The organism is Aequorivita sp. 609 (assembly GCF_014212065.1).
Classification (GTDB): Bacteria; Bacteroidota; Bacteroidia; order Flavobacteriales; family Flavobacteriaceae; genus Aequorivita; species Aequorivita sinensis.
Genome location: NZ_JACJVM010000213.1, coordinates 47,340 through 59,482, shown reverse-complemented (window position 1 = coordinate 59,482; position 12,143 = coordinate 47,340). Strand labels below are relative to the sequence as shown.

General features: G+C 35.3%; 9 protein-coding genes. 8 read left to right on the top strand and 1 reads right to left on the bottom strand.

The annotated features are described in order from the left end of the window. Positions 1-109: 109 nt before the first annotated feature. The 7 genes from topA to H4O20_RS13945 all read left to right on the top strand — a co-directional run bounded on the left by topA (position 110) and on the right by H4O20_RS13945 (position 9,676). On the top strand, positions 110-2,626 hold the full coding sequence (gene topA, locus H4O20_RS13975) for a type I DNA topoisomerase (protein ID WP_185099685.1): 2,517 nt from the start codon (positions 110-112) through the stop codon (positions 2,624-2,626). Further along, complete coding sequence (locus H4O20_RS13970; protein WP_185099684.1) at positions 2,626-3,789, top strand: formimidoylglutamase; 1,164 nt, start codon at positions 2,626-2,628, stop codon at positions 3,787-3,789. Before topA ends, H4O20_RS13970 begins: the two co-directional genes overlap by 1 nt. 109 nt (positions 3,790-3,898) lie before the next feature. Next, positions 3,899-5,272 carry a gliding motility lipoprotein GldK gene (gene gldK / locus H4O20_RS13965; protein ID WP_139855499.1) on the top strand — a complete coding sequence of 458 codons (1,374 nt, stop codon included), beginning with the start codon at positions 3,899-3,901 and terminating at the stop codon, positions 5,270-5,272. 58 nt (positions 5,273-5,330) lie between these two features. After that, the gene (gene gldL, locus H4O20_RS13960) at positions 5,331-5,990 is read left to right on the top strand and encodes a gliding motility protein GldL (protein ID WP_139855498.1); all 660 of its coding nucleotides are present in this window, start codon (positions 5,331-5,333) and stop codon (positions 5,988-5,990) included. A gap of 41 nt (positions 5,991-6,031) precedes the next feature. Then, positions 6,032-7,594, top strand: a complete 1,563-nt coding sequence (gene gldM / locus H4O20_RS13955) for a gliding motility protein GldM (protein ID WP_185099683.1) — start codon at positions 6,032-6,034, stop codon at positions 7,592-7,594. A 19-nt stretch (positions 7,595-7,613) separates the two neighbouring features. Continuing rightward, entirely contained in the window at positions 7,614-8,513 is a 900-nt protein-coding gene (gldN, locus tag H4O20_RS13950; RefSeq protein WP_139855496.1) for a gliding motility protein GldN, read from the top strand. A gap of 107 nt (positions 8,514-8,620) precedes the next feature. Then, positions 8,621-9,676 (top strand): FAD-binding oxidoreductase, encoded by a 1,056-nt coding sequence (locus tag H4O20_RS13945; protein ID WP_185099682.1) that lies wholly within the window; start codon positions 8,621-8,623, stop codon positions 9,674-9,676. On the opposite strand, the gene H4O20_RS13940 is transcribed toward H4O20_RS13945, so the two are convergent. Further along, positions 9,677-10,078, bottom strand: a complete 402-nt coding sequence (locus tag H4O20_RS13940) for a DUF983 domain-containing protein (protein WP_185099681.1) — start codon at positions 10,076-10,078, stop codon at positions 9,677-9,679. Positions 10,079-10,170: 92 nt separating this feature from the next. Here H4O20_RS13940 and H4O20_RS13935 point away from each other — a divergent pair, with 92 nt between their 5' ends. After that, positions 10,171-12,081, top strand: coding sequence for an ABC-F family ATP-binding cassette domain-containing protein (locus H4O20_RS13935; protein ID WP_185099680.1), 1,911 nt, complete (start codon positions 10,171-10,173; stop codon positions 12,079-12,081). The last annotated feature ends 62 nt before the right edge of the window (positions 12,082-12,143 follow it).

The following is a 12,143-nucleotide window of genomic DNA, read 5'->3' as shown; positions in this document are numbered from 1 at the left end:
TAATTATGTGTTTTAAGCTGAAATAATGTGGATTGTATTCAATTATTACAAGCAAAATCTTTCGTATTAAAAAAATCATATACTTTTGCAGTCTTAAATAAAATAGGATATGGCAAAGAATTTAGTGATCGTTGAGTCCCCTGCAAAAGCAAAAACCATCGAAAAATTTCTTGGGAAAGACTTCAAAGTGTCCTCGAGTTTTGGGCACATTGCAGATCTTCCTTCTAAGGAATTAGGAGTAGATGTGGAAGGGGATTTCACACCTAAATATATAGTAAGTAGCGATAAGAAAAAGTTGGTGGCGGAGTTGAAAGCACTTTCTAAAAAAGCTGAAATGGTTTGGCTAGCAAGTGATGAGGATCGTGAAGGAGAAGCAATTGCTTGGCATTTAGCTGAGGAGTTGAAACTAGATAAAGACAAGACTAAGCGAATTGTTTTTCATGAAATTACAAAGTCAGCAATTTTAAATGCAATAGAAAACCCACGCCAAATTAATTACGATTTGGTAAACGCTCAACAAGCGCGACGCGTTTTAGATCGCTTGGTAGGATATGAGCTTTCACCAGTGCTTTGGAAAAAAGTGAAAGGTGGACTTTCTGCAGGTCGTGTGCAATCGGTTGCCGTGCGTTTGATTGTTGAGCGTGAGCGTGAGATTGAATCATTTAATCCTGTAGGATCGTATAGAATTGATGCTGAATTTACCACACTAGACGGTAGTAAGTTTAAAGCAAAACTTCCAAAAAACTTTGAAACTGAAGCTGAAGCTCGTGAATTTCTTAGAAAAAATTTAGGAGCTAATTATAAAATTTCAGATTTAACTAAAAAGCCTGCAAGCAAATCGCCTGCAGCTCCTTTTACTACTTCAACATTACAGCAGGAGGCAGCGCGTAAATTGTATTTTTCAGTTGGAAAAACAATGACAATAGCTCAACGTCTTTATGAAGCTGGACTTATAACCTATATGCGTACCGATAGTGTTAACCTTTCTAATGACGCTAAAAACGCAGCTCAAAAAGAAATTATTAAATCTTACGGGAAAGAGTATAGTAAGCCTCGTGATTATAAAGGGAAAAGCAAAGGAGCTCAGGAAGCTCACGAAGCTATTCGCCCTACCGATATGAGTCAGCATACTATCACTGGTGATCACGATCAAGCACGTTTATACGATTTGATTTGGAAAAGGACTTTGGCTTCACAAATGAGTAATGCGCAATTAGAGCGAACCAATGTTAAGATTGATGTGCTTTCCAAAGAAAAAGTATCAGAGAATTTTACTGCAAATGGTGAAATGATAAAGTTTGATGGTTTCCTAAAAGTTTATTTGGAAGGAACCGACTTTGAAGAGGAAGAGCAAGATGGTATGTTGCCTAATATGAAAGAAGGCGATTCGCTTGAAAATAATTACATAACAGCAACAGAGCGATTTACTCGTGCCCCATATCGTTTTACAGAAGCTTCGTTAGTTAAGCAATTAGAAGAGCTTGGTATTGGGAGACCTTCTACCTATGCGCCAACTATTTCAACTATTATTAGTAGAAACTACGTTGAAAAAGGTACTGTTGAAGGGGTTGAACGTAAATACCTTCAGCTTACTCTTGAAAAAGAAAATATTAAAGATAAAACCTTAACTGAAACAGTAGGTTCAGATAAAGGCAAGCTTGTTCCAACTGATATTGGAATGATAGTAAATGACTTTTTGGTAGAGCATTTTGAAAATATCTTAGACTATAACTTTACTGCTAAAGTAGAGCAAGACTTTGATGACATTGCCGAAGGGAAAGAGGAGTGGACGAAAATGATGAAGGAGTTCTATGAAAAGTTTCACCCACGCGTAGAAGATGTTGAGAAAAATGCCGATCGTGAAAGTGGAGAGCGTATTCTAGGGGAGGATCCAGAAAGCGGGCGTACTGTATTAGTTCGTTTGGGTAAATATGGTCCGATGGCTCAAATTGGTGCTCCTGATGATGAAGATAAAAAATTTGCAAGTTTACGTCCAGACCAACAATTGCATTTGGTTACCTTTGAAGAGGTGATGGATCTTTTTAAACTTCCAAAAACCTTGGGTGTTTACGATAATGAGGAAGTTGAGGTTAACAATGGTCGTTTTGGTCCTTATGTTCGCTTTGGTAAAACGTTTATATCTCTCCCAAAAGGAATGGATCCATTAGACGTTGATATGGCTTTTGCAAAAGAGCTTATTGAAGAGAAGAAAAAAGCAGATGCTCCAATTTATACCTATGAAGACTTACCGGTTCAAAAAGGTGTAGGTCGTTTTGGCCCATATATTAAATGGAACGGGATGTTTATCAATGTGAATAAAAAGTATGATTTCGATAATCTTACTGATAAAGATATCGTTCAGTTAATTGAAGATAAAAAGCAAAAGGAGATTGATAAGCTAATCAACGAGTGGCCAGAAGAGAAAATTAGAATCGAGAAAGCTCGTTGGGGGCGTTTTAATGTTATTAAAGGAAAAGTAAAGGTGGAATTGCCAAAAGGAACTGAAGCCGATAAAATAACGTTAGAAGAAGCTCAGGAAATGCTAGCTAAAAAAGCTCCTAAAAAGAAAGCAGCTGCTAAGAAAAAGACTACAACTAAGAAAAAAGCTTCAGCCAAGAAAAAATAATGATTGAATTTTTAACCCCTGTTTCTAAGAAGGTTTTGGCGGACAGAGAATTACTGCCGCTAGGAACGTTAGGGAAGCAAATAGAAGTACATGCCGAAGTTGGCGATTTACCTGATTTAAAAAACGTTACGTTTGCGATTTTTGGTGTTAAAGAAAATCGTGCGGATGTTAATTACATAGGCGAAGAACTGTGTTTTGATGACTATCGAAAAGCGTTTTATTCGTTGTATCCAGGAAATTGGAAGCACAGAATAATTGACCTTGGAGATATTGAAAAAGGAAATTCTGTTGAAGATTCAAGATTTGCCGTTAAGGAGGTTGTTGCTGCACTTTTGCTAAAAAAGATAGTTCCACTAATTTTGGGTGGAAGTCAAGATATGGCTTATGCGCAATATCGCGCGTATGATAATCTTGGAGCTATGGTGAATGTTGTTAATATAGACAATCGTTTTGACCTTGGTAATGCCGATCTTCCAATATCAAATAAATCATACGTTGGGAAAATGGTGGTGGATAAGCCTTATAATCTATTTAATTATAGCGTGTTAGGGTATCAATCATTTTTTAACGCTCCGCAGGAGATAGCTTTAATGGATAAGTTGTATTTTGACGCTTATAGATTGGGCGAGGTTTGTGCAGATACAACTGTGATTGAGCCAATATTAAGAGATGCAGATATGGTGGCTTTGGATGTAACTGCAATAAAAAACTCAGAATTAAGTTATAAAACTAATGAGAGTCCTAACGGATTTGATGGTCGAGAGATTTGTACGATAGCTCGTTATGCAGGAATTAGTAATAAAGTTAAATCATTTGGAGTTTACGAGTTAAGTAATGCTGTTTATGGAAAAAGTAGTGCAATGCTTATAGCGCAAGTATTGTGGTATTTTGTTGAAGGTTTTAACTTCAGAATTGCAGATGATGACTTTGATAATGAGAGACTTTACACCTCCTATAAAGTGCCGATAGACGATGAAATATTGGAGTTCAAAAAGAGTAATAAAACAGAGAGATGGTGGATTGTTTTACCATTTATTTCAAATGTTAATAATAAATTAAAAAGCCAAACGTTATTACCTTGCACTTACAGCGATTATTTGAGTGCGTGTAATCAGGAGATTCCGGAAAGGTGGTTGAAAGCCCGCCATAAAAATGAAGTATAATTAATCAACACATTATAGATTATAGAGGGTTTTGTAAAAAAAAATTGTTTATTAAAAATTTTATAAATAGGTTTACGCCCTTTAAAATTGAAATTTAACCAAAATACCTATGAAGAAATTTATTGCATTAACTGCGATCGTTGCCTTTTTATTCAGTTGTAACTCCGGAGATAGAGGAGAATTGGTTGGGGTAAAAGGTAAAAAATGGTATCCACTAAAACCTCACGGTATGACACTTGTTCCAGGTGGGTCTTTCATCATGGGAAAAAGTGATGATGATTTTGTTGCCGTTAATGATGCACCGCCGAAAACTGTAACTGTTCGTTCTTTTTATATGGATGAAACTGAAATTACTAATTCAGAGTACAGACAATTTGTAAACTGGGTACGCGATTCTACAGTTCGCCTTCGTTTAGCTATTATGGCAGATGAAATGGGAGCAACTCCAGGTGATGGTGGAATTGGAGAATTTGCATTTTTAGACCAAGAAAATGAAGAAATGACTCCGTACGACCAGTATATGTACGATAACTACTTTGGGATGGGAGAGGATTTCTATGCAGGTAGAAAAATCAACAATAAAGTAGATCTTATTTGGGATACCGCCAAATATCCTGATGAATTCTATAGTGAAGTAATGGATACAATGTATATTCCTTCAGAGGAAGCATACAACGGACAACGTACTATCGATGTAAGTAAGCTTAACTTCCAATATACTTATATGGATATTGAAGCAGCTGCTAGAGATAGAAGTAAGAGAAGAAAAGATTTTATTATAAAAGAAGAATTAAATATCTATCCTGATACAACTGTTTGGATTCGTGATTTTAACTATTCTTACAATGAGCCAATGCACAACGATTATTTCTGGCACGAAGCTTATGGAAACTACCCTGTAGTTGGTGTAAACTGGAAGCAAGCAAAAGCTTTCTGTGCTTGGAGAACTTTGTATAAAAATGCATATCAAAAATCTAAAAAGAAAAACCACGTAAATTCATTCCGTCTTCCTGGTGAAGCTGAATGGGAATATGCGGCTAGAGGAGGTCTAGAATCAGCTACATATCCTTGGGGAGGACCTTACACTAAAAATGATAGAGGTTGTTTTATGGCTAACTTTAAGCCTTTACGAGGTGATTACGCTGCAGACCAAGCACTTTATACTGTAGAAGCAGATGCTTATGAAGCTAATGATTTCAACTTATATAATATGGCTGGAAACGTTGCGGAGTGGGTAGCTTCTTCTTACGACCCTTCTTCTTATGACTTTAGCTCTACAATGAATCCTAACGTGAACGACCCAAAAAACATGCGTAAAGTTGTTCGTGGTGGTTCTTGGAAAGATGTAGCATACTTCCTACAAGTGAGTACTAGAGATTACGAATATGCAGATTCTGCACGTAGTTATATTGGATTCAGAACTGTACAGGATTATATGGGTACAGACGTAGTATTAAATCAAAATTTTGGCGATGCTCGCTAACTAAACATAACAACTAACACAATTATTAACAAAAACCCTCAACTAAATCTTAAGTATTATGGCAAAATCAAAATCATCCAAAAAACTATTTAACATGGCCTACGGGCTTGGTGCATCAGTTGTAATTATAGGTGCGCTTTTCAAAATTACCCACTTTGAAATTGCTGGTATTGGAGGTAACTTATTATTAACTATTGGTTTGGTTACTGAGGCAATTATTTTTGCTATATCTGCTTTTGAACCAGTTGATGATGAATTGGATTGGTCTTTAGTATATCCTGAATTAGCAGGTGGTGCCGCTGGAACATCTGGTAGAAGAGCTATTAGCGAACAACCAGAAGAAACTCAGGGAATGTTGTCTAAGAAATTAGATGATATGCTAAAAGAAGCAAAAATCGATTCAGAATTAATGAGTAGTTTGTCTTCTAGCATCCGTTCTTTTGAAGGTGCTGCAAAAGGTATCGCTCCAACTGCTGAAGCAATGAGCTCTACTAAAAAATACAGTGAAGAAATGGCACTTGCTGCTGCTCAAATGGATTCATTAAACAGTCTTTATAAAGTACAGATAGAATCAACAAGCCGTCAAACAGACGCAAATAAAGAAATTGCTGAAAATGCTGAACAGCTAAAACAGCAAATGCAGAACTTAGCAACTAACCTATCATCTTTAAACGGTGTTTACGGAGGTATGCTTTCTGCTATGTCAACAAAAAACTAATAGGTTTTCACCTTAATTATTAATCTTTAAATAGAATAAAAATGGCAGGAGGAAAACTATCCCCAAGGCAACGAATGATTAACATGATGTATTTGATATTCATCGCGATGATGGCGTTGAACATGTCAAAAGAAGTGCTTTCGGCTTTTGGATTATTAAATGAACGTTTAACAGAGTCTAATACTGCAGCAGAAGCACGTAACAATGCTTTTATGGAGAACTTAGCATCAAAAGCTGTTGAACAACCAGAGCAATATGGTGAAGTAAAGGCAAAAGCTGAACAGATTAGTCAAATATCTGATGAGTTTGATTCATACTTAGAAGGTCTTAAAAGGGAAATGATGAGCACTATTAAACCTGAAGATGCTGAAAGCTATGAAATGCAAGACAGATCAGACTTTTTAGATCAAAAACTTTTCAATGGCGACAAGTATACAAAAGCTGGACAAGAATTTTTAGACCAAATAAACAACTATAAGAATAGTATTCTTTCAGTTATTGGAGAAAACAAAAGATATGCTAGTATAGCAGCTGATGTTTCTAAAAAATTTGCAACTGATCCTGTAAAACGTGGCGACGGAGTTACATTACCATGGTTAAACTACCACTATGAAGGTTTCCCAATGGTAGCTTCTAGAACTAAGTTAACTCAGATGCAGAGTGATATCAAAACCACTGAGAACGAGATTTTATCAAATATGTTGGCAGGACAACAAGCTGCAGCATTGTCTTTTTCTCAATACAACACACTGTTAGAAACTAGTAAAACTGCATATTATGCAGGTGAGAAGTTTGATGGAGGTATTGTATTAGGTCGTAAAGATCCAAATACTAAGCCTAACGAAGTTAAACTTACATTAGATGGTAAGCCATTAAGTGCAGATCAATACTCTATCCAAAATGGTAAAGTAATGCTTAATATTACTGCAGGTTCTCCAGGTGACCATAAAATTGAAGGAGATTTAATCTTCTTAGAAGACGGTAAAGAAACTCCGGTTCCTGTTAACTTAGGATTCTCAACAATTTCAAAACCTAATTCTGCTGTAATTGCTGCTGATAAAATGAATGTGGTGTATCGTGGTGTAGACAACCCAATGACGGTTTCTATTCCTGGTATTCCAGATAATAAAGTTAATGCTTCTGCTCCAGGTCTATCTAAAGTTTCAGGTAGTAAATATGTTATGCGTCCAGGATCTGGAAGAACAGTAACAATTACTGCTAGTGGTACTTTACCTGATGGAACAGGTGTTAGAACGCCTGCTGAGTTTAGAATTAAAGATATTCCTGCGCCAGTTGGAGCTATTAGAGGTGAAACTGGGTTAGTGAGAATGCAACGTCAAGGATTAGAGATTTCATCTGTATCTGCAGTATTAGAAGACTTCGATTTTGACATTAATCTAAGTGTTTCAGGCTTTAGTTTAAAAGTGCCAGGTCAACCAACTGTACGTGTAAATGGTACTAAGTTGAATGGTGCTGCTGTAAGTGCAATTAGAAAAGCTGGAAGAGGTGAAACTGTTCAGATTTTCGATATTAATGCAAAAGTTTCTGGAAGTGGTGTAATGCTTAAGAAAACCGCTCCAGTAATTATCGAATTGACAAATTAAAAATTAAATAATAAGTTTTATGACTTTGAGAAATGTTGTTTTATGTGTTTTAGGTCTAGGAATGGCAGCTAGTGCTCACGCACAGTTGAATATTCTAAACGCCAAAACTCCAGAGGAAATAGGCCTAAAGACCGAAGCCCAAATCACTTACGATAATGATGGTCCGTTGCCTTATGGTTATACAGATAGTCGCGATGTACTGTGGGCTAAAACTACTTGGGAGATTATTGATCTTAACGAGAGAGTAAACTTTCCATTGTACTATCCTATAGATACAAACAACATTGGATCAGACAGACGTTCTCTTTACGATGTTTTAGTAAAAAACATTAAAAATGGTAAAATTGATGCTGTATATGCAGATTCATATTTTACTGAAAAAAGAACGTTAGACGATTTAGAAACTTCTTTAGTTTACAGTGATACTACCGATTTAGGTATTGAGCAATACAATGCTGAAGGGGTAGTAGATCCACAGTACGTGCGTCGTTTTAACTTGGATGCAGGAGATATAGAAGAGTGGCGAATTAGAGGTTACTGGTATGTTGATAAGCGTCAAGGTGAACTTAAATACCGTTTGTTAGGACTTTGTCCTGTAGCAAATGAGGCGCGCTCTAAAGCATTTCCAGACGATGGGCTAGATTCAAAAGTTGAACTGTTTTGGGTATGGTTCCCTGGCGCTCGTGAAGTACTTCACAATGCTAGAACTTTTAATAGAAGTAATACCTCTCAACCTATAACTTTTGATCATTTGTTAAACTCTAGACGCTTTAGTGCCGTAATCTATAGAGAAGATAATATTCAAGGTGATAGAGATGTTAAAGATTATATTAACGATAATGCACTTATGCAGTTAATGGAATCTGATAGAATTAAAGAACAAATTCGAAATATTGAATTAGATATGTGGAATTATTAATTCTATAATTATCAAGTCTTAATAAAACCCTTCATTTTCCAATATGGAATTTGAAGGGTTTATTATTTAATAGGTATTCAAGATTTTAAATAAATCCGTAAAAGGTAATGGTTGAAAAAGATTATATAGTAGTAGGGTTAGGAATTGCAGGAATTTGTATTTCTGAACAACTTCTTCGACACGGCAAAAGCTTTATGCTTATAGATAGTGGCGTAGAGGGTTCTACGGCAAAATCTGGAGGTGTTTTTAATCCAACTGTATTAAAACGCTTTACAGCTACTTGGAACGTCTCTAAATTTCATCCATATGCTTTTAATTTTTACAAATCGCTGTCAAAGAAAATACAAACTGATTTCTTTGAAGAAAAATCGATTAAACGTATTTTTAAAAGTATTGAAGAACAAAATAATTGGACTGTAGCTAGTGATAAAAAAGAATTGGATGGATTCCTGTCTTCTACTTTTATTAAAAATAATAATCCAGCTATAGAAGCTCCTTTGGGTTTTGGAGAGGTATTAGGAACCGCTCAAATTCATACGGAAGGTTTGCTTTCTGGATATCGTGAATATTTAAAAAGCAAAGAAAAATTAATTACAGAAAATTTTGAATACGAACAACTTCATCAAAAAGATAATTGCGTTGTTTATAAAAACATCTTGGCCAAAAAAATCATTTTTGCAGAAGGCTCAAAAGTAGTCGATAACCCCTTTTTCCTAAAGAAATCATTAATAGGAAATAAAGGAGAGTACATTGTTATTAAAGCTTCAGATTTAAAAGTTAAATCTCTTTTGAAAGGACCTATCTATATAATTCCTATGGGAGATGATAAATACAAAGTTGGTTCAACCTATGGGCGGGATGATTATAGTTTAAACCCAACCGAAGAAGCTAAAGATGAAATTCTATCAAAACTAAAATCGTTTATTAATTGCCCCTTTGAGGTAATAAGTCAGGAAGCTGGTGTTAGACCAACTACAAAAGATCACAGACCGCTACTTGGAAGTTTAGAAGAAAATCCAAACCTAGTATTTTTTAACGGGCTTGGATCGAGAGGGTTTTTAATGGCGCCATTACTTTCAGAAATATTGTATAAACATTTAGAGGATGGGGAGCCTTTAACTAAAGAAATTTATATTGGACGGGCTAAAAATTGGAAAGTATAATTATTCATTTACATTATTTGTCTCAGCGGCGGCTTTATCGTAATCCACGAAGAGGTTAATCCAAATATTTCTAGACACTCTTACTATAACTGGGAATAAAACAGCTAAACTTATAATGATAGATAAAAAGGCATAATTTCTATCTAGTCCAATAAAAAAATATGCTATAATAAATGCAGCTACCGCAATTGCAACTCCAACAGCATAACTTACATACATTGCTCCAAAAAAGAAAGATGGTTCTATTTTAAACTTTTTACCACAATGGCTACAGTGCTCGTGCATTTTCATAATCTTCATAACTTTGTAGGGATTGTTTTCAATATACATATCACCTTTATGACAAACAGGACATGTGCTTGTGAAAATACTGTAAAGCTTAGAACCTTTTAAGAATTGCATGAGTGTTTTTTTAGAACCGCAAATTTAAGCATCTTTGCAACAATTACCAGTGGTATTTTACAATCCTGATATCTTAATTCACTTTTGACATAATGATCAACATTCATAATCTTTCTGTTTCCTTTCAAGGAGACTATTTGTTCGAAAAAATAACCTTTCAATTGAAGCCTGGCGATCGAGTTGGTTTAGTTGGGAAGAACGGTGCAGGAAAATCTACACTACTAAAGATTATCGCAGGTGAACAAGAATATGATACAGGACAGATTGCAACTGACAAAGAAGTCTCGATAGGCTTTTTAAAGCAAGATATCGACTTTGAAAAAGGTCGTACAGTTCTTGAAGAATCATATGAAGCTTTTACTGAAATTAAAAAGTTAGAAAAGCGATTAGAACAAATTAACACCCAATTAGCTGAACGCACAGATTACGAGAGTGATGGCTATCACCAATTAATGGTAGATTTGAATGATATTCAACATCAATATGAAATACATGGTGGGTACAATTATCAAGGGGAAACAGAACGTATTTTACAAGGATTAGGTTTCCAACGTGAAGATTTTGGGAAGCTAACAGAAACCTTCTCTGGTGGATGGAGAATGCGTATTGAATTAGCAAAACTACTACTTCAAAATAACGATATACTGCTGTTAGACGAGCCTACAAACCACCTAGATATTGAATCTATTTTATGGCTAGAAGATTTTTTAAAGGGATATGCTGGGGCAGTAGTGATTGTATCGCACGATAAAATGTTTTTGGATAATGTTACAAATCGTACAATAGAAATTTCACTTGGAAAGATTTACGATTTTAATAAACCGTACACTCAGTATTTAGTTCTTCGCAATGAATTACGAGAACAGCAATTAGCTTCTCAGAAAAATCAGCAAAAGCAAATTGAGCAAACAGAAAAACTAATTGATAAGTTTAGAGCCAAAGCCAGTAAAGCTACTATGGCGCAATCGCTTATTAAAAAGTTAGACAAAATAGACCGCATAGAAGTAGATGAAGATGATAATAGTGTAATGACGTTACATTTTCCAATATCGGTTACCCCGGGGAAAGTAGTAATAGAAGCGGATGGAATTACAAAAAACTATGGAGAGAAGAGGGTTCTCAACGATATTGATTTATTAGTAGAAAGAGACAGCAAAATAGCTTTTGTAGGTCAAAACGGTCAAGGGAAATCTACTCTTGCAAAAATTATTGTAGGAGAAATCGAATACGGTGGAAAACTTAATTTAGGTCATAATGTACAGATAGGATATTTCGCTCAAAATCAAGCTGATTATTTAGACGGTACCAAAACTGTACTAGATACAATGATTGATGCTGCAAACGAGAAAAACCGAAGTAAAGTTCGAGATATTTTGGGCTCTTTCCTTTTTAGAGGAGACGAAGTAGAAAAGTATGTGCGTGTATTAAGTGGAGGAGAGCGAAACCGCTTAGCCCTTGCCAAATTAATGCTACAGCCTTTTAATGTTTTGGTAATGGATGAGCCTACAAACCACCTTGATATTAAATCTAAAAACGTATTAAAGGACGCTTTAAAGAACTTTGAAGGGACTTTAATTTTAGTTTCTCACGATCGTGACTTTTTACAAGGTCTAACCAATAAGGTTTACGAATTTAAAGATCAACACATCAAAGAATACCTAGGCGATATTGATTTTTTCTTAGAACAAAGAAACCTCGAAAACCTACGTGAAGCCGAAAAGAAAACGATCGTTACAGAAGTTAAAGAAAAACGAACTGCAGGTGAAGAATACGAAATTCAGAAAAAATTAAAATCTGCAAAAAACAAATTAAGTAATGTTGAATCTAAAATAACATCCTTAGAAAAAGAAATTGCAGCTATAGATACCGAATTACTTATAAATTACGAAGAAACTATTGCTAAGCCTCACTTTTTCGACAAGTATCAAGAGAAGAAAAAGTCGCTTAAAAAATTGATGGAAGAGTGGGAAGTGCTTCAAGAAACCGTAGAATCCCTATCGTAAAAATCGCATAACTCATAAGTTCTTTGGATTAATTGTTTTAACTTGTTGTTTGTTAGCGAGTT

Coding starts and splice junctions, on each gene's coding strand:
- topA (WP_185099685.1), top strand. CDS start 110: ATGGCAAAGAATTTAGTGATCGTTGAGTCCCCTGCAAAAGCAAAAACC.
- H4O20_RS13970 (WP_185099684.1), top strand. CDS start 2,626: ATGATTGAATTTTTAACCCCTGTTTCTAAGAAGGTTTTGGCGGACAGA.
- gldK (WP_139855499.1), top strand. CDS start 3,899: ATGAAGAAATTTATTGCATTAACTGCGATCGTTGCCTTTTTATTCAGT.
- gldL (WP_139855498.1), top strand. CDS start 5,331: ATGGCAAAATCAAAATCATCCAAAAAACTATTTAACATGGCCTACGGG.
- gldM (WP_185099683.1), top strand. CDS start 6,032: ATGGCAGGAGGAAAACTATCCCCAAGGCAACGAATGATTAACATGATG.
- gldN (WP_139855496.1), top strand. CDS start 7,614: ATGACTTTGAGAAATGTTGTTTTATGTGTTTTAGGTCTAGGAATGGCA.
- H4O20_RS13945 (WP_185099682.1), top strand. CDS start 8,621: ATGGTTGAAAAAGATTATATAGTAGTAGGGTTAGGAATTGCAGGAATT.
- H4O20_RS13940 (WP_185099681.1), bottom strand. CDS start 10,078: ATGCAATTCTTAAAAGGTTCTAAGCTTTACAGTATTTTCACAAGCACA.
- H4O20_RS13935 (WP_185099680.1), top strand. CDS start 10,171: ATGATCAACATTCATAATCTTTCTGTTTCCTTTCAAGGAGACTATTTG.